Annotated in this window: 21 protein-coding genes and 1 pseudogene; 8 read left to right on the top strand and 14 right to left on the bottom strand. The window is 68.9% G+C overall.

From position 1 onward, the window contains the following. Positions 1-50: 50 nt before the first annotated feature. Entirely contained in the window at positions 51-1,805 is a 1,755-nt protein-coding gene (locus F9288_RS13635) for an FAD-binding protein (protein WP_174837287.1), read from the top strand. On the opposite strand, the gene F9288_RS13630 is transcribed toward F9288_RS13635, so the two are convergent. Genes F9288_RS13630 through F9288_RS13615 form a run of 4 tightly spaced genes read right to left on the bottom strand, consistent with a single transcriptional unit; the run spans position 1,787 to position 5,822 of the window. Then, on the bottom strand, positions 1,787-2,671 hold the full coding sequence (locus tag F9288_RS13630; protein ID WP_174837286.1) for a Rossmann-like and DUF2520 domain-containing protein: 885 nt from the start codon (positions 2,669-2,671) through the stop codon (positions 1,787-1,789). The two genes, F9288_RS13635 and F9288_RS13630, sit on opposite strands and share 19 nt — an antisense overlap. A gap of 9 nt (positions 2,672-2,680) precedes the next feature. After that, positions 2,681-3,898, bottom strand: a complete 1,218-nt coding sequence (locus F9288_RS13625) for a cyanate transporter (protein ID WP_254620883.1) — start codon at positions 3,896-3,898, stop codon at positions 2,681-2,683. Then, positions 3,895-4,368, bottom strand: a complete 474-nt coding sequence (locus F9288_RS13620; protein WP_174837285.1) for a nucleoside deaminase — start codon at positions 4,366-4,368, stop codon at positions 3,895-3,897. Before F9288_RS13620 ends, F9288_RS13625 begins: the two co-directional genes overlap by 4 nt. Next, positions 4,365-5,822, bottom strand: coding sequence for an amidohydrolase family protein (locus F9288_RS13615; RefSeq protein ID WP_254621203.1), 1,458 nt, complete (start codon positions 5,820-5,822; stop codon positions 4,365-4,367). Before F9288_RS13615 ends, F9288_RS13620 begins: the two co-directional genes overlap by 4 nt. 110 nt (positions 5,823-5,932) lie before the next feature. Between F9288_RS13615 and F9288_RS13610 the strand changes: the two genes are divergently transcribed. Then, entirely contained in the window at positions 5,933-6,787 is an 855-nt protein-coding gene (locus F9288_RS13610; RefSeq protein ID WP_174837283.1) for a LysR family transcriptional regulator, read from the top strand. Here F9288_RS13610 and F9288_RS13605 read toward each other — a convergent pair whose 3' ends face one another. Beyond that, positions 6,788-7,852: an AI-2E family transporter gene (locus F9288_RS13605; RefSeq protein WP_174837282.1), complete on the bottom strand. Its 1,065-nt coding sequence runs from the start codon at positions 7,850-7,852 to the stop codon at positions 6,788-6,790. Positions 7,853-8,049: 197 nt separating this feature from the next. Between F9288_RS13605 and F9288_RS13600 the strand changes: the two genes are divergently transcribed. The 4 genes from F9288_RS13600 (at position 8,050) to mdoH (ending at position 13,684) form a co-directional block, all read left to right on the top strand. Beyond that, positions 8,050-9,057, top strand: coding sequence for a TolC family protein (locus F9288_RS13600; RefSeq protein ID WP_174837281.1), 1,008 nt, complete (start codon positions 8,050-8,052; stop codon positions 9,055-9,057). Continuing rightward, the gene (locus F9288_RS13595) at positions 9,041-10,285 is read left to right on the top strand and encodes an efflux RND transporter periplasmic adaptor subunit (RefSeq protein WP_174837280.1); all 1,245 of its coding nucleotides are present in this window, start codon (positions 9,041-9,043) and stop codon (positions 10,283-10,285) included. The genes F9288_RS13600 and F9288_RS13595 overlap by 17 nt, the downstream gene beginning before the upstream one ends. Positions 10,286-10,436: 151 nt before the next feature. Next, positions 10,437-11,876: a glucan biosynthesis protein gene (locus F9288_RS13590; RefSeq protein WP_174837279.1), complete on the top strand. Its 1,440-nt coding sequence runs from the start codon at positions 10,437-10,439 to the stop codon at positions 11,874-11,876. Continuing rightward, positions 11,873-13,684, top strand: coding sequence for a glucans biosynthesis glucosyltransferase MdoH (mdoH, locus tag F9288_RS13585; protein ID WP_174837278.1), 1,812 nt, complete (start codon positions 11,873-11,875; stop codon positions 13,682-13,684). The genes F9288_RS13590 and mdoH overlap by 4 nt, the downstream gene beginning before the upstream one ends. Before the next feature lie 23 nt (positions 13,685-13,707). Here mdoH and F9288_RS13580 read toward each other — a convergent pair. From F9288_RS13580 to F9288_RS13570, 3 genes and pseudogenes are all read right to left on the bottom strand, one after another. Continuing rightward, positions 13,708-15,191 (bottom strand): annotated as a pseudogene (locus F9288_RS13580) (catalase). A 99-nt stretch (positions 15,192-15,290) separates the two neighbouring features. Further along, positions 15,291-15,674, bottom strand: a complete 384-nt coding sequence (locus tag F9288_RS13575) for a response regulator transcription factor (protein WP_174837277.1) — start codon at positions 15,672-15,674, stop codon at positions 15,291-15,293. Between the two features lie 47 nt (positions 15,675-15,721). Then, a complete protein-coding gene (locus tag F9288_RS13570; RefSeq protein WP_174837276.1) occupies positions 15,722-16,411 on the bottom strand; it encodes an alternative oxidase in 690 nt (229 codons plus the stop codon). Between the two features lie 81 nt (positions 16,412-16,492). On the opposite strand from F9288_RS13570, the gene F9288_RS13565 reads away from it, so the two are divergent. Both F9288_RS13565 and fixJ read left to right on the top strand, forming a co-directional pair. Next, a complete protein-coding gene (locus F9288_RS13565) occupies positions 16,493-18,046 on the top strand; it encodes a PAS domain-containing sensor histidine kinase (protein WP_254620882.1) in 1,554 nt (517 codons plus the stop codon). Continuing rightward, entirely contained in the window at positions 18,036-18,647 is a 612-nt protein-coding gene (fixJ, locus tag F9288_RS13560; protein WP_174837274.1) for a response regulator FixJ, read from the top strand. Before F9288_RS13565 ends, fixJ begins: the two co-directional genes overlap by 11 nt. Here fixJ and F9288_RS13555 read toward each other — a convergent pair. From F9288_RS13555 to F9288_RS13530, 6 genes are all read right to left on the bottom strand, one after another. After that, positions 18,644-19,267: a NifU family protein gene (locus F9288_RS13555; RefSeq protein WP_174837273.1), complete on the bottom strand. Its 624-nt coding sequence runs from the start codon at positions 19,265-19,267 to the stop codon at positions 18,644-18,646. The two genes, fixJ and F9288_RS13555, sit on opposite strands and share 4 nt — an antisense overlap. A gap of 4 nt (positions 19,268-19,271) precedes the next feature. Continuing rightward, complete coding sequence (locus tag F9288_RS13550) at positions 19,272-20,471, bottom strand: NnrS family protein (RefSeq protein ID WP_217482524.1); 1,200 nt, start codon at positions 20,469-20,471, stop codon at positions 19,272-19,274. Between the two features lie 121 nt (positions 20,472-20,592). Further along, complete coding sequence (locus F9288_RS13545; protein ID WP_174837272.1) at positions 20,593-21,546, bottom strand: sensor histidine kinase; 954 nt, start codon at positions 21,544-21,546, stop codon at positions 20,593-20,595. Positions 21,547-21,720: 174 nt separating this feature from the next. Then, entirely contained in the window at positions 21,721-22,257 is a 537-nt protein-coding gene (locus F9288_RS13540; RefSeq protein WP_174837271.1) for a GAF domain-containing protein, read from the bottom strand. A 267-nt stretch (positions 22,258-22,524) separates the two neighbouring features. After that, a complete protein-coding gene (locus F9288_RS13535; protein WP_174837270.1) occupies positions 22,525-23,706 on the bottom strand; it encodes a monodechloroaminopyrrolnitrin synthase PrnB family protein in 1,182 nt (393 codons plus the stop codon). Between the two features lie 18 nt (positions 23,707-23,724). Next, positions 23,725-24,882, bottom strand: a complete 1,158-nt coding sequence (locus tag F9288_RS13530) for an aminotransferase class V-fold PLP-dependent enzyme (RefSeq protein WP_174837269.1) — start codon at positions 24,880-24,882, stop codon at positions 23,725-23,727. Between the last annotated feature and the right edge of the window lie 120 nt (positions 24,883-25,002).

Genomic DNA, 25,002 nt, shown 5'->3' with positions numbered 1-25,002 from the left:
CGGCGACCTCGCGACCGGAAGATGCCCGGACGCAAATAAGGGACCGGCAGATGGACAGCCTTCTCGATCATGGATTGAACCGCCGCGCGCTGATCGGCGCATCGCTCGGCATCGCGGCAACGGGGCCGGCGCGCGGGCTGAACGCGATGCTGCCCGCGACCTTGCCGGCCCCGGCACAATGGGAGCGGCTCGCGCGGGAGGTTCCGGGCCGGCTGCTCCCCGTCCGCTCGCCGCTGGTGGAGGCGCGCTCGCGGCCCGGCGATCCGGCGACCGCCGAATTGTTCCGCAACCTGCGCAACCCCTATTTCATCGGCGACGACCCCGCGCTGACGCAGACGCTTGGCTGGACCGACGGCTGGACCTCGCGGCCGAGCGCCTATGTGCTGGCCGCCACCTCCGCCGCCGATGTCGCCGCCGCCGTCGATTTCGCGCGGCGCACCGGCACGCGGCTCGTCGTGAAGGGCGGCGGGCACAGCTATATCGGCGGCTCGAACGCGCCGGACTCGCTACTCGTCTGGACGCGGCGGATGGATGCGATCGAGCTGCACGACGCCTTCGTGGCCGAAGGCGCGCCCGCCGGCACCACATCGCAGGCCGCCGTCTCGCTCGGCGCGGGCGTGATCTGGGGCCGCGCCTATGACGCGGTGACGACGCGCGGCGGGCGCTACGTACAGGGCGGCGGCTGCATGACGGTGGGCGTCGCCGGCCTGGTGCAGGGCGGCGGCTTCGGCAGCTTCTCCAAACGCTACGGCACCGGCGCGGCCGGGCTGATCGAGGCGGAGGTGGTCACCGCCGACGGCCGCATCCGCGTCGTCAACGCGCATCGCGACGCCGATCTCTTTTGGGCGCTGAAGGGTGGCGGCGGGGGAAGTTTCGGCGTGGTCACGCGCATGACGCTGCGCACCCACGACCTGCCGGCGACGTTCGGCGCGGTGATATTCGATGTCACCGCATCGTCCGACGTCGCGTGGCGCGATCTGGTGGCGCGGGTGGTGGAGCTTTACCGCTCGTCGCTGTTCAACCCGGCATGGGGCGAGCAGATCGGCTTCCGGGGGCGGCGGCTTTCAGTGCGGATGCTGTTCTCCGGGCTGAGCCAGGCACAGGCGGAAGCGACATGGCAGCCGCTTCTCGCGCATCTCCGCGCGCGGTCGCAGGATTATACGGTCGGCCAGCCGATGATCGCCGCCTTCCCGGCGCAGCATATGTGGGACCCGGATTTCCTCCGAACGCTACCCGGCGTGATCCGCCACGACGACCGCCCCGGCGCCCGCCCACGCGACGCCTTCTGGGCGCAGAACGGCGACGAGGCCGGCTGGGTAATCCACGGCTATCATTCGACATGGCTGCCCGCTTCGCTGCTCGCGCCGGCGAACAGCGACCGGCTGGTCGCGGCGCTGGTCGAAGCGGCGGCGCATTGGGACTTCACGCTGCACTTCAACAAGGGGATCGCGGGCGCGACGCCGGACGTGCGCGCCGCATGCGCCGGCACATCGACCAACCCGCGTCTGCTCGACGCCTTCGCACTGGCGATCGTCGCGGGCGGGGAAGCGCCGGCCTATCCCGGCGTGGCGGGGCACGAGCCCGACGTGGCCGCCGGGCGCAGCGACGCCGCCGCGATGAAGGCGGCCTTCGCGCCGCTGGAGGCGATCAGCGGCCCGCCCGCCTCCTATGTCTCGGAGACGGACTATTTCCACCCGCGCTGGAGCGAGGCTTTCTGGGGCACGAACTACCCGCGTCTGCTCGCGATCAAGCGACGGTACGACCCCAACAACCTGTTCCGCGTACATCACGGCGTCGGGTCGTGAGCCGCCAGGTCCGTGCGCAACGGCGATGACGGTGGCCTGATTCCCGCGCGCTCGAGCTCATCGAGCGTGGCGAGCGCCATCGCGCGATAGGCCGGCAGCACCTCCGCGCAATAGTCGCCCAGCGCGCGCAGATGGCCGCGAACCGTCTCGTCGTCGCCGCGCAGCAGCGGGCCGGACAGCGCCGCGAAGCCGTGCGTGAGGCTGTTCTCCAATGCCGCCCTGACCAAGGGGGCGAGCAGGCCATAGGGATCGTCCGCTCCCGCGGCCTCCAGCACGCGCGCCGATCCGCTCAACAGGGTGACGAGGTGATTGGCGGCATGGCTCAGCGCGGCGTGATAGAGCGGGCGGCGGTCCTCCGCGATCTCCACCGCGACGCCGCCGAGAAGGCGCACCAGCGCGTGCGCCTCCGCCAGCGCCTCCCCGCTCGATCCGGTGATCGCGAAGCGCGCGCCGGCCATGCGACGCACCTCACTTGCAGGGTCGCCGGTGAAGGTCATCACCGGATGGATCGCGGCGGTCCGCGCGCCCTTCGCCCGCAGCGGATCGAGGATCGCCGCGCCGCTGCGGCCACTGACGTGGAAGACGAACGGCGCCCGGCCGACCGGCATCGCCCGCGCGATAGCCGCGACGACCGGTTCGATCGCATCGTCGGATACCGCGATGACGACGAGGTCGCAGGCATCGGCCAGCGCCTCATATCCCGACGCCGCGCTCGCCCGCCCGATCGACGCGACGGCGGCGCGCAGCCGCTCCGGCGAGCGGGCGTGGAGCAGCGGGGGCGCCGCCGAATGCGGGCCGAGCGCGAGCCCGAGCGCGCTGGCGACCCGGCCCGAGCCGACCACGCCGATCTGGCAATACACCGTCATGCGGCGCGTTTAGCGCGGCGACGGCCGCTCCGCTACGATCGCCAGCGCCGGGCCGTAAGAGCGCGGCGCCAAGCGGATCGTCAGGCACGCGACGAAGGCGACGCTCGCGAGATGCATCGCCCAGCCGGCGCGGAAGCCGCCGGTACTTTCGTGCAGCAACGCCACCACCCACGGCGCGATCGCGGCGAGGGGGAAACCGCCGCCCTGCATCAACGCGGCGAGCGCTCCCGCCCGCGCGGGATCGGGAAGGTGATCGAGCGCGACCAGCATCGTCAGCGCGAAACAGCCGCCCAGCCCCGCGCCGACCGTCATCGCCCATAGCGACGGAAGGAAATCCGGCATCGCGACCAGCCCGGCGAAACCTATCGCCTGAAGCGCCATGGTCAGCCACAGCCACCCGCGCCGATCCCGCCCGCGCCGCGCGAGCACCGGGCAGAGAAGCGCCGCCGTCGCCTGGCTGAGCGCCATCAGCGCGAGCAACCCGCCACTTGCCGCCGGACTCCAGCCGCGCTCCTGATAGAAGGGCGGCAGCCATGCGATGATCGAGGAATAACCGCCGTTGATAAGCCCGAAGCTCACCATCAGCAGCCATGTGCGCGGCCGCCGCAGCAAGGCGCGCGCCGAGATCGCGGACACAGCCTCGCTACGTTCGGCCGCCGGCAAGATGCGCATCGCCGCGACCGCCGCCGCCAGCGCGGGCAGCGCCAGCCACGCCAGCCCGGCATGCCAGTCCCCCGCCGCGCTCGCGATGACCGGGGCCAGCCGCGCGCCGAGCGCGCCGCCACCCATCAGCATCGCGGAATAAAGACCGGTCGCGACCGCGAGCTGTCTCGGGAAATGATGCTTGAGCACCGCCGGGAACACCGCCTGCACCACCGCGACACCCAGCCCGAGCAACGCCGCCGTACCGACCAATCCCGTCCCGTCCGACGTCCACAGCCGCAGCAGCGATCCCGACGCGAGCAGCAGCAGCGCCCAGGCCATAGCGCCGCGCGCGCCGACCGCCGCCTGCACCGCCGGCCCGGCGAAGGCGCACAGCCCCATCAGCAGCATCGGCATGAGCGTCAGCAGCGACATGCCCTGGAGCGTCATGCCGGTGCTGGCGCGGATCGCGGGGGCGAGCGGCCCGGTCGCGGTGAGGAACGGACGCAGGTTGAGGCCGACCAGCACGACCAGCCCCAGCATCGCCGGCGCGCCGGATGCCATGCGGTCGGCGCGGGCGGTCATGCCGGATGCCGTTGCCGGCCTCGCCATTCGGCATAGACGCCGGACGCGCCGGCGATCGGGACGTGGCGGATCGCCATCGACTGTTTGGCGAAGGGCAGCGCCAATTCGCGGCGCAGCGCCTCGGTCGACAGGCCAAACGGCTCGCCGTCGGCGTTCGAGCAGGCGAAGGCGACCGCCACGACCCCTGCCATCCGCATCGCCGCCATGCACATCGGGCAAGGCTGGCCGCTGGCATAGACGACGCACCCCGACAGGTCCGGCGAGCCGAGCTTCCGGCTCGCCGCGCGGATCGCGCCCAGTTCGGCATGGGCGGTGGGATCATGAGTGGCGATGATCTCGTTGACGCCGGTCGCGATCACCGCGCCGTTCTTCACCACCAATGCGCCGAACGGCCGCCCGCCGTGCGCGACATTCTCACGCGCCAGATCGATCGCGGCGCGCAGGAAACGTTCGTCGTCGGCAGCCGTCACTTCTTCGCCGCTTCCGCGTCCCACTTCGCAACCTTCGCCTTCACCTCGGCCAGCAGCCGGTCGAGCGTCGCGCGATCCTCCACCGTGCCGCGCAGGATCACCGTGTCGATGCTCTGCGTCGCGGTGATGTCCTCCAGCGGGTTGCGGTCGAGCAGCACGAGATCGGCCTGCTTGCCCGTCTCCACCGCCCCGTAGCGGTCAAGCACACCGAACCACTTCGGCCCGGCGCGCGTCGCGGCGGAGAGCGCCTCCGCCGGAGTCAACCCGTTCTTCACATAGAGCGCCAGCTCCTGATGCAGCGCCAGCGCGGGATAATCGAACGAATTGAGGAAGCCGGCGTCGGTGCCGGCCATGATCGTCACGCCCGCCTTCTCCAGCAGCGGCATCACCGCCGCCGTCTTCCGATATTGCTCGTGCCGCGCCGCGATCTCGGCCGGCGTCGCCTTGGCGGCGCGGTCGATGCGCCATTGATAGGTCTTGCGGATACCCGGCCCGATATAGGCGAGAAAAGCGTCCTTCGAATGATCGTCGCTGTCGAGATAGGCAAGCGTCCGCTCGATATTGAGCGTCGGCGTCACGAACACGTTGCGGTCGCGCAGCTTCGCATAGGAGGCCATCGCGGTCGCCGGATCGAAGCCCGCGGCAAGCTCGGCCTGCGCCTGCGCGCGATCGATACGGGCGGCACCGAAATCGGCCGCGATCCGCGCCTCGTCCTTCACGCCGGCCTTATAGGCGTAGCTGAGATGCTCGATCGAGCTGATCCCGGCGTCCACCGCCTGCCCCACCGTCAGCGCCATCGGGATATGCCCCGAGGCACGCAGCCCGGCCGCGCGCACCTTGCGCACGGCATAGAGGAACAATTCCGGCTTCAGCGTGCTGTCGGTGATCTTGACGAAATCGACCTTCAGCGCGACCAGCTTCGCCACCGCCGCATCGACATCGGCCTCGGAGCCGGTTTCCAGCGTGCCCTTCCACACCGGCTTGATCCCCTCGATCTTGGGGCCGGAGGTGAGCAGGCGCGGACCGAACAGCTTGCCGTCCGCGATCTGCTGTCGCCAGTCGAGCACGTCATAGGCCATGTCGCCCGCGCAATCGCGGATCGTGGTGATGCCGTAAGCGACGTAGAGCGGCAGCAGCGCCTTGTTCTCCTCCGCCAGCTCCGGGCCGCCGCCGAAGTGCATGTGCATGTCCCACAAGCCGGGGATCAGGAAGCGCCCCTTCCCCTCCACCTGCCGGGTCGCGGCCCATGCCTTCGCGACCTCCGCGTCGTTGCCGACCGCGACGATCTTCTCGCCCACCGTCGCCACCGCCTGATCGGGAATGGTCCGCGCGTGCTCGACATCCACCACGGTCGCGTGGCGGATCAGCACGTCGGCCTTCTGCTGCGCCATCGCCTGAAACGGCAGCAACGACGCGGCGGCGGAAAGCGCGATAAGAGCCAGTTTCACGGACATCATCCTTCTCGAATGCGGAGGGTCGTTTCCGCGCCGTTTGTACGGCCGGTTCCATATCATGCGCAAACAAGATATTATGATGAACTCCATCCAATATGTGAATGTCTCCGATGCTCGATCCCCGCCTGCTCCGCGCCTTCGTCGCGATCGCCGACCAGCAGAGCTTCACCGGCGCGGCCGCGCGACTCAACATGACGCAATCGACGATCAGCCAGCAGCTCGCCCGGCTGGAGCAGGCGGTGGGCCATGCGCTGATCGACCGCGCGGCGCGCCCGGTCCTCCCCACCCCCGCCGGCGAGCGCCTGCTCGGCTATGCCCGGCGCATCCTGGCGTTGCAGGACGAGGCGACGGGCCTGCTCGCCGATCCGGCCGGCACTACGGCGGTGCGCATCGGCGTGCCGGACGATATCGTCACGCCGGACATGGCACGGATCTTCGCCGCTTTCTCCGAAGCCCATCGCGAGACGCGGCTGGATGTGACGACCGGGTTGAGCCGCGAACTGACACGCCGCTACCGCAACGGCGAATTCGATATCGTGGTCGTCAAGGAGCATGAGGCCGCCGCCGATTGCCGCGCCTCCTTCCCGGAGCCGATGGCGTGGTTCGAGAGCGCCGTCGTCGAGCGGCAATGGCCCGATCCGGTCCCGCTCGTCTCCTTCCCGCCGGGCGGCCTCTATCGCGACGAGATGTTCGCGCGGATCGAGCAGGAGCAGCGCCGCTGGTATATCGCCTTCACCGGCAGCAGCCTGTCCGGCGTCCTCGTCGCGATCGAAGCGGGGATGGGCATCTCGCTCCTGCCGCGCCGCTCGACACTGGGGCGGCGGGTCCGCATCCACCGCGCGCTGGGCGACGAGCAGCCGATGGCCGCCTCGCTCTACGCCTGGGAAGCGAGCGGGCCGATCAGCCGGCTCGTCGCGGATATGGCGGAGGTGCTGTCGCGCCGGAGCAAGACGACTTCGGCCTGACTACGCGCCCTGATCCTCGCGCACCATTTCCCATGTGGCGAGGAACAGCGAGGCGATGACCGGGCCGATGATGAGGCCGTTGAACCCGAATGCGGACAATCCTCCCAGCGTCACCAGCAGCACCAGCGCGTCGGGCATCTGCGTCTCGCGCCCGACGAGGATCGGGCGCAGCACATTGTCGATCGTGCCGATCACGAAGGCGCCCATCAGCGCCATCACGATCCCCTGCCAGATATGGCCGGTCGCGAGCAGGTAGAGCGAGGCCGGCACCCATACCAGCCCGGTTCCCACCGCCGGCAGCAATGACGAGAAGGCCATCACCACCGCCCACAGCAAGGCGTTGGGCACGCCGAGCAGCCACATTATCACCCCGCCCGCCGTGCCCTGCGCCACCGAGACGACGATCGATCCTTTCACCGTGGCGCGCACCACCGAGATGAAATTGCGCGCCAGCACCGCGCGCCGTTGCGGCGCCAGCGGCATCACCGCGCCCGCGCGCTCGACCAGCATCCGCCCGTGCCGCAGAAAGACGTAGATCAGGTAGAGCGCTACCAGCAGCGCGACGAGATAGCTGAGCAGATCGGCACCGATCGACAGCGCCTTCGCCCCCAGCGCCTGCGCCAGCGTCTGGATATTGGCGGCGAGCCGGTCGCCCAGCGTCGACAGATTGTCCCACCCGGATTGATGCAGCCACGATTGCGCCCAGTCCGGCAGCGCATGGACGACCCGGTCGAACAGTGCCGGCAGCTCCGCCGGGTTCGACTGGAGCCGCGCGACCAGCCCCGCCGCCTCGCCGATCAGCATGTTGATGAGCAGGCTGACCGGGAACAGCACGCCGCACACGATGATGAGCAGCGTGATCGCGGTCGCCAGCCCTTCCCTACCCGGCATCGCGCGCTGGACCCGCTCCTTGAGCGGGCTGAACACCACCGCCAGCACGATCGCCCACAGGATCGCCCCCGAAAAGGCCCAGAGCGACCAGATCATCGCGGCCGTGACGGAGATGAGAAGCAGCGTGAAACCTGCCGTTTCGCGCGCGGTCGCCTTGGCGGGGACTTTTTCCATGAGCGCCACGCTAACCCGATTTCCGCGTCGGCAACAATGCGCACCTTCCCTCGCGCACTGGACATGGGCCGCCCGCGCGCTACGGAACCAGACGCTGTTCGACTTGTGAGGGAAGAACCGCAACGCCCGCGTCCCTCGATGGTTCAGCGCGTTGGGGTTGAAGTATCGGGATGTGAATGGGCGTAGCTAGAACAGCGTTGTTGTGCGCCTCGGCGCTGCTGGGCCTGTCCGGGTGCGAGAACATGTCGGGCGGCGGGCGGCCGATCACGCTGGCGCAGCTCGGCTTGCCCGATCTTTATTCGGGGGACGCGGCCGCGCAGCAGCCGCTCCGCGCCGAAGACCTCACCCGCTGGTGGCGCCGCTTCGACGATCCGCTGCTCGACGCGCTGGTCGAACGCGGGAGCGAGCCCGGCCCGGTCGCGAGTGGCAAGGCTGGCTATCAACAGGCGATGAAGCGTATCGCCACCGAGGCGGCGATCGCGCGCAGCTATGTCGCTTTGTGCGCGCGGCAGGCGAAGATCGGGAACATCCGCGCCCACCTGACCATCCGGCGGGAGGACCAGGAGATCGCCCGGTTCCGCGAAGAGGCCAAGCTGGTCACACCGCTCGACGCGTTGCAGGCCGTCGCGGAGAGCGATCGCGTCGCGGCGGCCATTCCCGCGCTGGAAGCCGGGATCGCGGCGGATATCGCGCATATCGCGGTCCTTACAGGACAGGCCCCCGCCGCGCTGCGCGAGCAGCTTGCCCCGCCCGCGCCGATCCCCGTGGGGCCGGCGGAGATCGTGGCCGGCGCACCGTCCGACCTGCTGACGCACCGGCCCGACGCGCGGCTGGCCGCGTTGCGGCTCGGACAGGCGCGGACATGGGGCGGCGGCACGAAGGGGACGCTCGCGGCCTATAGGGAAGCGGTGCTGCGGATGCTGGAGGAAGCGGAGAACGCCCGCACCGCCTTCGCCTCCGCCAAGGCCCGCGAGGCCGCGCTGGACAAGGCCGTCGCCGATGCCGGGCAACTCGCGGCGATGGCGCGCAAGCAATATCGCGAAGGGACGAGCGATCAGGTCGCGCTACAGAATGCCGAGCGCGCGCTGCTCGCGGTGCGCAACGAACGGGTCGATGCCGCGGCGGATCGCGCCACGGCGCTGATCGACCTGTTCACCGCGCTCGGCGGAAGCTGGGAGCCGGAGGCGGATGGCCGACGCCCCTGACGATATCGGACAGGCCGCCGGCCCCTCCGTCGACGAATTCCTCGGCACGAATCCCGGCGGATCGTGGCGGCGCTGGATACGATGGCTGTCGATCGGGCTTGCGGCGGTCGTGCTGATCGTCCTCGTCGGCCGATTCGTGAACGGCGGTCTGGCGACCGAATATGCCACCGAGCCGGTCGCCCGCGTCGATATCCCGCTGAAGCTGTTCGGCGGCGGGCGACTGCAACCTGTCGCGGTGCATATGGTCGACACCGGGCAGCAAGGCGTGATCCGCGATGTCGCGGTCGAGGACGGGCAGCCGGTGAGCAAGGGGGATATCCTCGCCCGCCTCGATCCGGCGCCGTTTCGGGAAGCGATCGACCAGGCCCGGCAATTGCTCGACGCGCGTCAGGCCGCGCTCGGCAAGGCGCAGGCGGCGAAGGAGGATATCGAGGGCCGGCTGGCGCTCTATCAGCGCGTGCGGCGGCGCTCGGGCGGCAGCGTGCCGTCGAACCGTGAGATGGCGGCGGCGCAGGAGACGGCGAAGCGCGCGAACGACGCCGTGGACGCCGCGCAGGTGGAGGTGGCTTCCGCCCGCACCGCGCTGAACGAGCGCGAGGCGCGGCTCGCGTCGGCGGATATCCGCGCGCCGATCGCCGGCGTGATCGCGCGCCGCTTCGTCGCCGTCGGCCAGAGCATCGGCGGCACGCCGGGTCGGCACCTGTTCGCCATCGCCGAACCGTATAGCCGCCTGCGGCTGGAGATCGCCACGGACCGGGCGCAGGCGCTGAGGCTGCGCGAGGCTCACCCGACTCGCGCGATCGTCACCACGGCATCGGGGAAAGCCATTGCCGCGCCGATCCTCCGCGTCACCGAAACCGCCGCACCGCCCAGCCCGGCGCGCAGTCTGCCGAAGCCCGCCGCAGCCGACACCGTGCCGGTCGGCATCACGCTGGAGCTGGGGAACCCCGGCGCGGCGTTGCGGGTTGGAACCACCGTCACGGTGCAGCTCGATCTCGGCCTGCGCCGCGACGTGCTGGTGGTGCCGGACAGCGCGTTGCACTTCGGGCGGGCAAGCGACGCGGCGCGCGCGCCGGGCGAGGTGCATGGCGAGGCCGTCTATGTCACCGGCAGCGACGGCACGCCGGAGCGCATCCCCGTCACGCGCGGCGGCAGCGACGGACGCAAAAGCGAGGTGGCGTCGGACATGCTGAAACCCGGCATGCGCGTCATCACCGGGCTGCGCTGAACCGGTCGCGAGACGCCGTGGGCCGTTGACGACAGCCGCGCTTTTCCGCGCGGAAGCCGTAAGAGGAGCGTCATCTGGTGACGGCGATGCGGATTTGAACGGCCCGGTGCGAATTTCACGGCGGTCCAGCCTGGCCCTTCTGGCTGGCGCGATGGTGACGGCGCAGGCTCGGGCAGCGACTCCGCGCGCGCCGGAATTCGGGCCGCCGACGCCTTTCTCATGGGATCGGCTGGTCTCGCGCGCGCAGGCGCTCGCCACGCGCCGTTACGTGGCGCGCCAGCCCGCGCATGATGTCGCGCCCGATTTCGATGCGGCGACACGGCGCGCTTATGGCGCGGCGGAGCGGCTCGCCGGCTTCGTGCGGCTGATGCCGGCGACCTATCTCGCGCCGGTGCCGGTCTCGATCAACCTCGTCGAAGACGGCATGGCCCGTCCGCTGATCGCGACGGACGGGCTGTTCGCCGGCGACGAGCCGACCGCCCCGGCGGGCTTCCGCGTGCTCAACCCGAACCTGTCGGGCGACTGGCTCGCCTTCCTCGGCGCCTCCTATTTCCGCGCGGTCGGGCCGCAGGATCAATATGGCCTGTCGGCGCGCGGCATCGCGGTGGATACCGGGCTGGACGGGCCGGAGGAGTTTCCGTCCTTCACCGATTTCTGGATCGAGCCGGTCTCGGACCGCCGCCTGAAGGTCCACGCGCTGCTCGACGGGCCGAGCATCGCTGGCGCCTACGCCTTCGATTGCGCGCTGGAGTCCGGCGGCGTCACCCAGTCGGTGCGCGCCGCGCTGTTCCCGCGCCGCGACATCCGGCGGCTGGGCATTGCGCCCGCCAGCAGCATGTTCTGGTATGACCAGAACGATCGCCGCGCGGCGACCGACTGGCGGCCGGAGATCCACGATTCGGACGGGCTCGCGATCTGGTCCGGCAGCGGGGAGCGCATCTGGCGACCGCTCGCCAACCCGCCGCACGCGCGCACCGCCAGCTTCCGCGCCGATGGGGTGAAGGGCTTCGGCCTGATCCAGCGCGACCAGCGCTTCGCCGATTACCAGGACGACGGCGCCTTCTATGACCGCCGGCCAAGCCTGTGGGTCGAGCCGGTCGGGGATTGGGGCGCGGGCGCCGTCCTGCTCTACGAGATGCCGACGGACGGGGAGACGAACGACAATATCGTCGCCTTCTGGCAGGGTGACCGGCCGGCACGCGCGGGCGAGCGGCGCGATGTCGCCTATCGCCTGCGATGGATGTCGCAGGACCCGTTCGAAGGCAGCGTGGCGCGCGTGGTGGATAATTGGGCGGGCGCGGCAGGCATCCCCGGCACGCCGCCCATCGCGGGCGCACGCAAATATGTCGTCGATTTCGAAGGCAAGAGCCTGATCGGGCTGGATCGCCGGAGCGGCGTCGAGGCGGTGGTCAACGTGGGCAAGCCGGCGCTGCTGGCGATAGCCGCTTATCCGGTGGTGGGCCAACCCGGCCGCTGGCGCGTCACGCTCGATATCCGCGCCGACGCCGCCAATCCCAAAGAGCTGCGCCTGTTCCTGCGTCGCGACAATTCCGCGCTGTCCGAAACGCTGATCGAGCCGCTTTCGCCATGACCTTCCCCGTTCCGCTGCCGCCCGAGGCGCCGCTCGCGATGCCGGAGCAGCTTCTCCACGGCAATCCGCCCGGCACGATCGAGGTGCGCACCGCCCCACCCGGCCTGCTCGCCAAGCGGCTGCTGCTGATCGTCGCGACGGCGGTGCTGGGCATGTATGCCTCGACCGGGCTGCGGGTCGCGCTCGGCGAGGACGGCATCGGCCTGCTCGACGTGCTGCTGCTGGCGCTGTTCGTGCCGCTGGTGAGCTGGATCGCCTTCGGTTTCGTCAGCGGGCTGGTCGGCTTCGTCAAGCTCATCACCGGCGAGCATCCCGGCTTCGCGCCGATCCCACAGCCGGCCGGCGCACTGCGCCACCGCACCGCGATCCTGATGCCGGTCCACAACGAGGGCATCGAGGCGACCTTCGGCCGCGTCGCGGCGATGACGCGATCGGTGGCCGAGGCCGGCGGCGCGGGGTTCTTCGATTTCTTCATCCTCAGCGATTCGAGCGAACTGCACGGCAAGCTGGAGGAAGCGGCCTGGGCGCGGCTCGCGCCGGATGCGCCGATCCCGGTCTATTATCGCCGCCGCACCCGCAACATCGGCAAGAAGCCGGGCAATGTCGCCGAATGGGTGCGCCGCTTCGGCGGGACCTATGCGCAGATGATCGTGCTCGACGCCGACAGCCTGATGAGCGGCAGCGCGATGGTGGGCATGGCCGCGATCATGGAGAGCAAACCCACCGTCGGCCTGTTGCAGACGGTGCCGCTGATCATCAACGCGCGCACCCTGTTCCAGCGGTGGATGCGTTTCGCGACCTGCGCCTATGGCCCGATCTCGTCGGCTGGCCTCGTGTGGTGGTCCGGCTCGGAGGCGAATTTCTGGGGGCATAACGCGATCATCCGCACGCGTGCCTTCGCCGAATGCTGCGGCCTGCCCGACCTGCCCGGCGAGCCGCCGTTCGGCGGCCTGATCCAGAGCCACGACATGGTGGAGGCGGCGCTGCTGCGGCGGCGTGGCTGGGCCGTCCATATGGTGATGATCGAGGGCAGCTACGAGGAATTCCCCCCCACGATCATCGACCACGCCATCCGTGACCGCCGCTGGGCGCAGGGCAACCTCCAGCACCTGCGGCTGCTCGACGCCGCCGGCTTCCACTGGGCCAGCCGCCTGCACCTGCTGATCGGCGCCTCCGCCTATCTCACCTCGCCGGCGTGGCTGCTGCTGATCCTCGCGGAGGTCGCGCAGACCCTGCTCGGTCATCGCGACGCGATCGTCGACGGCCCCCCGGCGGCGGTTCTGGTGGTGACGCTGCTGTGCCTGTTCGGCGTCAAGGCGATGGGCCTGATCTGGGCGCTGGCCAACGGCGAGCGCCGCCGGAGCTTCGGCGGCGCGGGCGCGATCGTCCGCTCGGCCGTGCTGGAAATCCTCCTGGCGATATTGCTCGCGCCGGTGACGATGGTGACGCAGACCAAGGCGATGATCGGCCTGCTGCTCGGCGTCCCCTCGAACTGGACGGTGCAGAGCCGCGAGGCAGCCCGCATCCCGCTGCGCGAGGTCCTGCCGAAGGTGCGCGAGCATCTCGCCCTTGCCGCCGCGTTCATCGCCGCCGGAGTCGTCGATCCGGTTCTCGGCCTGTGGCTCTCGCCGGTGATCGCCGGCCTGCTGGCCTCGCCATGGCTGATCTCGCTGACCTCCAGCACGATCCTCGGCGAGCGGCTCGCCCGCTGGGGCGTCTTCACCGTGCCCGCGGCGGACGACGAGGGGAACATGCGGCTGCCGGAAACCGCCGCCCCGCGGCGGGAGCGCGCGACGCGCAAAGGCTAGTCGCGCGCTGCCCAGGCGTGCCGCTACGCCTGGGCCGGCGCCGTCATGCCAAGCGCGGCGGCGACGCCCGCGCCGTAAGCGGGATCGCAGCGCGTGCAATTGTCGATGTGGCGCTGCTTGATGAAGTCAGGCGCGTCGCCCATCGCCCGCGCGGTGTTGCCGAACAGCGCCTGCTTCTGCGCATCGTTCATCTGCTGGAACAGCTTGCGCGGCCGGGTGAAATAATCGGCGTCGTCCTCACGGAAGTTCCAGTGCGCGGCGTCGCCGGAAATCCTCAGCGGCGGCTCCGCATAATCGGGTTGCTGCTGCCACTGGCCGAAGCTGTTCGGCTCGTAATGCGGGCGGCCGCCATAATTGCCGTCCATCCGGCCATAGCCGTCGCGATGATTGCTCATCACCGGGCAGCGCGCGGCGTTGACCGGAATATGGTGGTAGTTCACCCCCAGCCGGTAGCGCTGCGCGTCGGCATAGTTGAACAGCCGCGCCTGCAACATGCGGTCCGGCGACACGCTGATGCCGGGCACGAGGTTTGAGGGCGCGAAAGCCGACTGCTCGACATCCGCGAAGAAATTCTCCGGGTTACGGTTCAGCTCGAACTCGCCGACCTCGATCAGCGGATAATCCGCCTTGTACCACACCTTCGTCAGGTCGAACGGGTGGAAGCGATAGGTCTCCGCCTCGGTCTCCGGCATGATCTGGATGTACATCTTCCATTTCGGGAAATCGCCGCGCCCGATCGCTTCATAGAGATCGCGCTGGTGCGATTCGCGATCGCCGCCGACCAGCGCCACGGCCTCCGCGTCGGTCAGGTTCTCGATGCCCTGCTGGCACCGGAAATGGAACTTCACCCAGAAACGCTCGCCCGCCTCGTTGCAGAAGCTGTAGGTGTGGCTGCCGAAGCCGTGCATGTGCCGATAGCTCCTGGGATGCCGCGCTCGGACATCACGATCGTCACCTGATGGAAGGCTTCGGGCAGTAGCGTCCAGAAGTCCCAATTGTTGGTGGCGCTGCGCATATTGGTGCGCGGATCGCGCTTCACCGCCTTGTTGAGATCGGGGAACTTGCGGGGATCGCGCAGGAAGAAGACCGGCGTATTGTTGCCCACCATGTCCCAATTGCCTTCCTCCGTGTAGAATTTGAGCGCGAAGCCGCGAATGTCGCGCTCCGCATCGGCCGCGCCGCGCTCGCCGGCGACGGTGGTGAAGCGGGCGAACATCTCCGTCTTCTTGCCCACCTCGCTGAATATCTTCGCGCGCGTGTAGCGGGTGATGTCGTTGGTGACGATGAAGGTGCCGAACGCGCCCGATCCCTTGGCGTGCATCCGCCGTTCCGGGATCACCTCGCGCACGAAATTGGCGAGCTTCTCGTTCAGCCACACGTCCTGCGCGAGCAGCGGACCGCGCGGGCCGGCGGTCAGGCTGTCCTGATTGTCCGGTACCGGCGCGCCGAACGCGGTGGTCAGGTGGGAGACGGGGCATTGGCCCGCGTCGGGATGAAACTTGGTCATGGGCGGATTCCTCGTCCTTCGTGGGTATGCCAATGGCTAACCCAATGCCGCTCATTCGCCTCCTTCATTAAAAGCGTCATTGTGATCGGATTGCTCAATCTATGCGTCGCGGCCGTTCGGCTCGTCCATGATGACACGCCGTATCGCCGCTACCAGTTCGTCACATAATAGCGGCTTCTCCACCAATCGGGCGCCCGCCTCGCGGACGCGCCGGCGGAGATTCTGTGAGGGATTGCTCGTGATGATGATCGCCGCTGCGCCGAGGCCGTGTCCCCGTAGCTGCGCGAGCAACTCCAGGCCGTCGATGCCGGGCAGCCGATGATCGAGCACGATGCAGGCGGGCAGGATATCCTGCCCGCCCGCCAGCAGTGCCGCCGCGCTGTCGTATGCCGCCACGTCGAAACCCTCGATCTCCAGCGCGAATGTGATCGCGGCAAGGACCGCCGGATCATCGTCGACGAGGAGAATGCGTGGCTGCGGCATGTCCGGCCTCCCGGTCGGCGGCGGGGCGTGCCCGCCGCCCCTGGGGATCACGCCGCCTGCTTCCAGGCGGGTTCGAGCGTTTCATGCGGCGGGCAAGGCGCGATCTCGCCCTGCGGCTTGCCGGCCAGCTCGTTCGCATAGCCGTGATTGACGTCGCGGTGATGCGCCTCGTCCGCGCGGACCACCAGCACCACGTCGCGCAGCCGCGCTCCCTCAGCGAGGTTCCAGTACCGCCGCGCGATCTCCGGCGCCGGCACGTTTTCGGAGCGGCCCTCGTCGATCTCGGCGAGATAGTGGGTGTAGCTGATCACCGCCTCCTCCTCGAAGTAGCCGACGACGCGGTGCGCGGTCTTCGCGCTGATAAGATAGAGCGCGAAGAAGGCGAGATAGAACACCCATTGCACGCCGATGATGACGGCGCGCTCGTACCAGGTCGGCTTGCACACCTCGACGAAGGTCATCAGGTGCATGCGCTCGTTCTCGGCCTCGTCCATCAGCGTCTTGATCCAGCCGCGGTCGTCGCACATCCGGCGCAGGCATTTCAGGTGGTTGATCGTCGCGCCGACCATGCCGGGCACGGCAGCCACCGTCTCCAGCACCACCGCGCGATGGCCGTAGCGCCTGGCGAAGAAAGTGTCGGCGACCCAGCGCAGCGTCTTGGTGAAGCCGAAGGCGACGCGATCCGAAGCGCCTTGCGGCTGGTGATGAACGGACAGGTCGATCAGGGGGGGAGTCATGTTGAATTATCCTTTCCGCTGGGCCACTTGATCCACGGGCTTGTCGCGGACGATCTATGCGCATCGATCGGGAGCGGAAATTTGGGTCTTCATCCTAAGGGACGTACCGGAGGCGGGGTGCCGCGCGTCGCCTTCCGCCCGGCGCTGCGCCGGCAAGCCCCGGCGGCGGCGGGCCAGCACCTCGGCAGCGGCAGGGTGACGCTGATCGCGCTCGGCATCGTCGCGTTGGGCTTCGCCGCGCGGCTGGGGCTGGACCCGCTGCTGGCGAATCGTGCGACCTTCATCTTCTTCGTGCCCGGCGTGGTGGCGGCGGCGGTCGGCGGCTTCCGCGCGGCGGCGATCGCGACCTTCGCGGGCGCGGCGGCCGGGGTGGCGGCCGATGCGCTCACTGGCCCGCTGTTGCCCGGCGACTGGATCGCGGCAGCGGTATTCCTCGTCATCGGCACCGTGGTCGCGTTCGGCGGCGCGTGGCTGAAAGAGGCGCGCGAGCGCGAGGAGACGATCGCGCGCGAGCTGGCGCAGCGCGAGGCGCACCTCACGTCGATCCTCCAGACCGTGCCCGACGCGATGATCGTCATCGACGAGGGCGGGCTGATCCGCGACTTCAGCGACACCGCCGAGCGCCAGTTCGGCTGGACCGCCGAGGAAGTCACCGGGCGTAACGTCAGCATGCTGATGCCCTCCCCCTATCGCGAGGCGCACGACGGCTATCTGGAACGCTATTACCGTACCGGGGAGCGGCGCATCATCGGCGTCGGGCGCGTGGTGGTGGGCGAGCGCAAGGATGGCTCGACCTTCCCGATGGAGCTTGCCGTCGGCGAGATGCAGCTTCGCGAGGGGCGCTTCTTCACCGGCTTCGTCCGCGACCTGACCGAGCGGCAGCAGACCGAGACGCGGCTACAGGAATTGCAGAGCGAACTGGTCCACGTCTCCCGCCTCACCGCGCTGGGCGAGATGGCGTCGGCGCTGGCGCACGAGCTGAACCAGCCGCTCAGCGCGATCGGCAATTATCTCATGGGCAGCAAGGCGCTGCTCCGCCGCGAGGAGGTGCCGCACGCGCGCGTGGCCGAAGCGGTGGACCGCGCCGCCGCCGAGGCGCTACGTGCCGGCGAGATCATCCGGCGGCTGCGCGACTTCGTTTCGCGCGGGGAGACCGAGCGACGACTGGAGAACCTGCCCAAGCTGCTGGAGGAGGCGAGCGCGCTCGCATTGGTCGGCGCCAAGGAACATGGCATCCGCGTGCGCATCGATCTGCGCCCCGAGATCGACCTCGTGCTGGTCGACAAGGTGCAGATCCAGCAGGTCATCCTCAACCTGATCCGCAATGCCGTCGACGCGATGACCGAATCCGAACGACGCGAGCTGACCGTCAGCGTCGCGCCCGATGCCGGCGACATGGCGCTCGTCACCGTCGCGGACACCGGCCCCGGCATCCGCCCCGATGTCGCGGATCAGCTTTTCCAGCCGTTCGTTACCACCAAACGCACCGGCATGGGCGTGGGGCTGTCGATCTGCCGCACCATCGTCGAGGCGCATGGCGGGCATATCCAGGCGGGCGCGAACGAAGGCGGCGGCGCGGTCTTCTGTTTCACCATCCCCGCCGTCAGCAAGGAGGAGCTCTACGATGCCGAGTGAACCTGTCGTCCATGTGATCGATGACGACGAGGGCGTCCGAGATTCGCTTTCCTTCCTGCTCGACTGTTCCGAGATCGCGACGCGGACCTATGAATCCGCGAGCCAGTTCCTGAAGGCCGTGCCGACGATGGAGCACGGCTGCATCATCACCGACGTGCGCATGCCGGAAATGAACGGGCTGGAGCTGGTCGCGAAGCTCAAGGCGATCGGCGTCACCGATCCCGTGATCGTCATCACCGGCCACGCCGACGTGCCGATGGCGATCCAGGCGCTGCATGCCGGCGTCTCCGATTTCATCGAGAAGCCGTTCAGCGACGAGGCGATCCTGCTCGCGGTGCGCACCACGCTCGCCCGCCAGCAAAGCCGCGGCGAGATGGAGCTGGAGCGCGACGCGATCGGCAAGCGGCTGGCGACGCTGTCAGGCCGCGAGCGCGAGGTGATGGAAGGGCTGATCGAGGGCAAGGCGAACAAGGTGATCGCCTATGACCTCGAGATCAGCGCGCGCACCGTTGAAGTGTATCGCGCCAACGTGATGACCAAGATGGGCGCGCGGACGGCCTCCGAACTGGTGCGGATGGTGATGATCGCGCGGCTCGTCTAGCGGCTCCCCCATTTCCCCGCGATCCACTGGCGGAACCGCGCCTTCGGATCGTTCTCCCGCGCGCGCTCGGCCTCGACCGGCAGGACGCGCGTCACTTCGGGAACCCAGCGCCGGATCGCCTGCTCGATCCCGCGTTTCAGCGTGATGCTGCCGGAGGGGCAGCCGCCGCATGCGCCCTCCATGCGAATCCAGACCGTCCCGTCCGTCGGATCGAAGCGCACGAACACCGCCTCGCCGCCGTCCGCCGCGAGCAGCGGGCGGACCCAGCGATCGAGCACGACCTCGATCTGCTGCTCGATCTCGCCGAGCGGCAAGCTCTCCGCTGGCACCGTCGGCGGCTCGGGCGGAAGATCGCGATCGAGCGCATCGGAGAGCGCCAGCACGATCTCCGGCCGCAGCGAGTCCCACGTCCGGCTCGCGTCCTCGCGCACCACGGTCACGAAATCGGCGCCGATAAGCACACGCTCGATGCCATCGATGGCGAGCAGTTCGGCGGCCAGCGGATCGGCGACCGGCGACGTTCTGGTGAACTGCCTGGGCTGGCCATGCGACACGCGGCGCCCCGGCAGGATGCGGAGCGCGTCTGGGTTGGGGGTCGGCTCGAACTCGATCGGGTTCATCGGATCACGCCCTGCCGTCCGGGCGCGGGCCGAGCAGCTTTGGGGCGTACACGAGGAGGAATAGCAGAAAGGCGCCACCCCATAATGCCCCCGCCAAAGCGATCGCGCCGACATAATCGACCGGCAGCATCGGCGCCGCGAAGCGCAGCGCCGCCCCGCTCGTCAACAGCAGATAGATCGCCTGCGTCGCGCGATCGGCGCGGAGTTGCCGCCCGGTATGGCCGAGCGTCGCCCGCGTCATCACCGCGAGCGTCATCGACGCCATCGCCCCGGCGCCGAGCGCATGGATCGCGGACGAGGCCGGGATGCACCAGACGAACAGGCTCCCGCCGAGCAGCAACAGCCCGAGCGGCAGCCACGCATAGGAGACGTGCAGGATCAGCACGATCGGCTCGCGCCAGCTACGCAGCCCCGACCAGCGCGCCAGGCGGACGGTCTGGAGCAAGCCCGCGCTCACCAGCAGCGCGCCGGCGACCTTGCTCTCGGGCAGCGCCGCCCAGACGAGCAGGGCGATACCGGTCACCGCGAGCGTGGCCACGTCGAAGCGGCCGGGCTGTGTGGGAAGCCCCCTCTCCCGCCCCTGCTTCGCGAGCCAGTTGCGCGTGAATGAGGGGATGATGCGCCCGCCGATCAGCGACACGAGGAACAGCACGATCGCGAAACCCAGCCGCCAGCCCAGCCCCGCCGGCACCGCGAGGCCAAGCGCTTCCGCATGGTCGAGCGCGTCGGCGAGCGCAAGGATTCCGATCGCGACCGCGATCGGGACGTTGCGGTTCTTCGCGGCGATCACCTCGCGCGCGACGACGAAACCAAGCGTCGCGAGAAAGCCGACGTCGAGCAGGAAAGCGAGCGCCGCGCCGGTGATCGCGGAAAACAGCACCGCCGCCCGCGCGGCCAGCCACAGGCCCGCCAGCGCCGCCAGCCTGCCCCCGGCGATCGGCAGGCGGCCGGTCCAGTTGGGGATCGCGGTCATCAGGAAGCCGGCGATCACCGCGACGAGATAGCCGAAAAGCATCTCGTGACGATGCCAGGCGAGCGCGTCGAACCGGGTGGGAAGCGCGATCCTGCCCGCGAACGCGAGCACCCAGAGCGCGACCACGATGACCGCCCATAATGCGCCACCGAGGAAGAACGGCCGGAACCCGCCGCGCAGGAGCGGTGGAAGCCGCATCAGCGTGCGGAAGCGTTCGTCTTCGGCTCTCACGTCATCACCTCCCGCCCGAAACGGCGACCCGCTGGCGCCGCCCCCGCGCCATAGGAAGCAGCGGCGGGGCGGGAAATTCGGGAGTGGGACCTAGGGGATATCCCGGAGGCGGAAACGGCGCTCAGATATCGCCGCGCGTCTCCCGCGGGTTCCGCAATTCCTCCTGCGCGATCTTCAGCGTGATCGTGCAACGCACGCCCTCCGGCGGGAACTCCAGTGACGCCGCATGGAATGCCGGGTGGCGTGAGATCAGGCGCGAGCCGAGCCCGCGACGTCGCGGCGCCTCGACCACTTGCCCGCCTCGCTCGATCCAGGAGATTTCAACGCGATCCTGCTCGACGCGCCAGCCTATCTCGACCCTTCCATCGGGAACGGTGAGCGCGCCGTATTTCGATGCGTTGGTGCCGAGTTCGTGGATAGCCATGATAAGGGGCGTCGTCTGGCCGGGCGGGACCAGCACGGTCGGCCCCGCGATCGAGATGCCGGGGTGATGCTCGAACGGCTTCAACGCATCCCGGACGAGTCCCTTCAGATCGCAGGCCCCATAGCCGCCGCGAGTGAGGAGTTCCTGCGCGCGGGAAAGCGTCTCGATACGCGGGAGCAGCTTGTCGAAGAATTCCTCCGTCGAATCCCCGGACTGCCGGCATTGCCGCGCGAGCGCCTCGATCAGGGCGAGATGGTTCTTCGCGCGATGGCCCAGTTCGGAAGCGAGGAATTCCTCGCGGCGCGCGGCTGCGTCCAGCTCGATGACGACGTGCCTGACGAAATGCCCCAATATGATCGAGACCGCGCTGGCCGCGCAGAACAGCAATGTCCGGATCAGCCCCTCGCCGAGGCCGAAGGTGCGTACAGGGTGGAACAGCAGGTTGGCGACGATCACCGAACCGAGGGTGACGATCGCCGCCGGCCGCCAGCCCAGAAAGAGCGCGATGCCCATGATGATCGGAACATAGGCCACGTAGGGGCCGCGCTCGTGGGCGAGCGGCTCGGCCGCCAGGCCGATCAGCGTCGGGACGGCGATTGCTGTTATCACCACGAGAGCGATTGCTGTTATCACCACGAGAGCGACCGCCATCGTCGATCGCGCAGGCTTGAGAATGGCTTGCTTGACGAATGCGGCGGGCTTCACACGCCGCGCCGTTTTCGTGATCCACGATCATCACGCCCAATCATGAGCAATCCCTTGTGGAAACACATGCCGCGATAAGGACCGCCCGGATGACCGGAAGTCAAGCCGTCCGCCGTGCCCTCAGCCCCCGGCGCGCCGCGAAAGCCGCTCATTCTCCAGCGCGACCGAAGCGGCGCGCGCCAACGCCTCGAGCAGCATGATCTCATCGTCGGACGGCTGCCCGAAATCGGACCAATAGGCGCCTACAGCGGCAATGGATTCGACCCGGCCGATCGGCACCATCAGCATCGAGCGGACGAAGGTGTCGCGATATGCCTCGACCGGAACGCGCGGATCATCGAAGATATCGGGGATCACCGCCGTCTGATGGTGCGACATCGCCCAGCCGGAGACGCAGTTCCCGGCCGGAAAATATTGCCCGGCCCAGAGCGGCTCCTTCGCGTCCTCGGCGACATAATGGCATTGATCCTCCTCGCGCAGGACGACCGCGATGCCGTCCGCTCCCACCGCGCGGCGCGCGAAGGCGCGCAACACGCTGACCACGGCATCGAGCGATCGCGTGCCGGCGAGTGCCTCTATCGCCTCCGCCGCTATGCTCCATCGGGCCGCCAGCGCCTTCTGCCGGGACTCGCGCTCGCTCGCCGATTTCCTGTCCATGGCAATCTTCCGCATCTGGCCCGCACGGCATCCTATCATCGAAAAAAGCCGACGACAAAAGGGCTTGTCGACCGCCGATGAAAGGAGCCGACCGGGGTCGGCTAGCTCCACCGCCCCGGATAGCGCGAATAATAGTCCCGCGAGGGATGGCCATGTTCGTCACGAGCGTGCGGGCGACGTGTGCCAGTCAGAAGCTGGGCGCCAGGCGCGCCGCCCGCACGTTCGGAGGATCACTATCCGGCCTGTCTGTCTCCATGGCGATGGAGATCAGGCATCGCTCCCATCGGCCACCGCGCGCAACCGCGCAATGTCGCGGTGACGGGTGGCGAGGTCCGGGCGATCCGCCGCGCAGCGATAGTCGCGCAGCGTTTCGAGCGAACGGATCAGCACCTCCAGGCTCGGCCCGCTGGCGGTGATGCCGGTGAGCCGCGCCTGCGCGAGATTGTCGCTCGGCCGCTGGATGAAGCGCATCACGAGCTGGTCGTGATGCTGGCGCGCCGTTTCCGCATAGAGATCGAACACCTCGAGATACATGCGCGCGCTGCTCCTGAACCACGGCTTGTCGGCATGATCGTCGATCAGCAGCAGCAGCTCGTCGAGCAGGCTCCTGCGGCTCATACATTCGTTCAGCCGGCGCTGCTCGGACGGCAGCATGAACGGCATCTTCTCGTGCAGGAGCTGCGAATAGGAAGGATCGCTCGCGCGGCACACGCCGAGCATGAGGTCGATCTCGTTGATGCCCGCGAAGTCCCCCGCATTGGCGCCGCGATAGATCTGCCGGCCGACGCGGTACGGCTTATAATAGGGCCGGACGGAGAAGAAGAAGCGGTCGATATCCAGCTCGGTGAACAGGCGGTCGTTGAACCGGATCACGTTCGCCATCGCCTGCTTCGCCTGTTCATAGAGCACGTCGGCGACCGGGCTGGTCACGCCCAGCGGCACGATGCGGGTGAGCGCGTCGGCCGCGCTCTGGAAGCTCAGGATGCCGCGCGTATTCTCGTCGATGAACAGGAATTCGTCGCGCAGCGAGGTGAAGCTCTTGCGTATCCCGTTCACCGCGAGGTTGTGCGTCGCGAGATGCGAGGTGGCGAAGCGCGGCACCATGCCGATCGACACGCCGATGTGCAGCGCCAGCGCCGACGCCTCGACGAACGGCGAACGCTCCTCGCGGTCGGGATTGGTCATCTCGTGCCGACGTAGCGCGCCGAGATAGAGGCCGACATTGCCCAGCACGCCGAACGCGTTGACGAAGCCGTCGCCGGTCTTGCCCTCCTCCAGCAGCGGGACGATCAGCGCGCGGCCCTCGTCGCGCAGCGTCTCCTTGATCGACGTGCCGACGCTTTCGATCTCCATCCGGTCCGGCTGGGCGAAATAAAGGTCCTCCAGCTCGGTGTTCATCTCCACGAAGGGGCCGCGAATCCAGCCCTCGAACTTTTCAGCATTGTCCATTTTATCGTTCCAGAATCTTCAGGTCGTCATGCCTCGGGCGATGGCCTGCGCGACGATCGCGATGTCCGCGTCGTCGTTCCAGATGCCGAACGACAGCCGCAATATCCTGCCGCGCCGATCGCATTGCACCCCGGCGGCGACCAGCGCCGCCTCGACCGTTTCCCCGAGTTCCAGGCACAGGGTCCCGCCGCGCTCGCCCGGAACCGGGGCGGCAACGCCGCTACGGCCAAGCGCATCGAGGAACCCGCGCTGGAGGCGGATATTGTGTTCCCGGATCGTCTCCACCCCGATCTCGCGCACCACCCGCAGCCCTTCCAGAGCCGACACGTAAGGCGCGATCACCGGCGTACCGCCCCAGAAGCGGCGCGCGTCGGGAGCGAACAGGAAATGTTCGATATCCATCTCGAAGGGGTCGAGGTGCGAGAACCAGCCGCGCTCGACCGGCTCGACCTCCATGACCCTTTCCGGGGAGACCCACAGGAAGCAGCCGCCCGCGCCGCCGCACAGCCATTTGAGCGAGGTGCCCGCGACCGCATCGACCGGCCACGCGGTCACGTCGAGCGGCAGGATGCCGGCGGATTGCGCGATATCGACGACGGAGACCACGCCGTTGGCCCGCGCCCTTGCGGCGACCTCGGCGACGGGGGTGATCCGTCCGCTATTGGAATGGACGTGGGTGAGCACCACCGCCGCCACGTCGCGATCGTCGAGCCGCGCCCAGCTTTCGAGGGCGTCAGGCGCGCCGCGCACCACCTCGAACCGCAGGCCCAGCCGCTCCAGCCCGGCGAGCGCGAAACCGACCGAGGGGAACGCCTCGGCCGACACCAGCACCACGTCGCGCCCGGCGGGAAAGGTGATGCCGCTCAGGAAGCGCGACACCGCGCCGGAGATGCTCGGCTGCGGGCACCAGTCATCCGCCTTGCCGCCCAGCAGGGCGGCCACCGCCTCGCGGAACTCGGCGATGCTGCCGAGCCATGCGTCCCAGATCCGCGCCGGATGCTCGCGCCACGGCCGGACATAATCGTCGACCAGCCGCGCCTCCAGCCCGACCGGCTGGCACCCCGCGCTGTGCGCCAGCAGATACGGGCCTTCCGCCGGAACGCAGAAACGCGACTTCATCTCCCCAACCCCCTGCGGCTCGCGCCGATATTCGTGTGTCCGACGGGCCTCGATCATGCGGCCCGCCATCGCGAGTAGCAAAACTACACGGCCTCGGCACCGAGAAAAGGCGGCACGCTTTGGCTGTCGGAAGTCCCGCTTTGGGGATGCGCAGAATACGGTCCGGCGGGCGGCGGG

This window comes from Sphingomonas sp. CL5.1 (genome assembly GCF_013344685.1).
In the GTDB taxonomy this organism is placed as follows: domain Bacteria; phylum Pseudomonadota; class Alphaproteobacteria; order Sphingomonadales; family Sphingomonadaceae; genus Sphingomonas.
The sequence above is the reverse complement of the archived record's forward strand: the minus strand, read 5'-3'. Positions and strand labels throughout refer to the sequence as shown.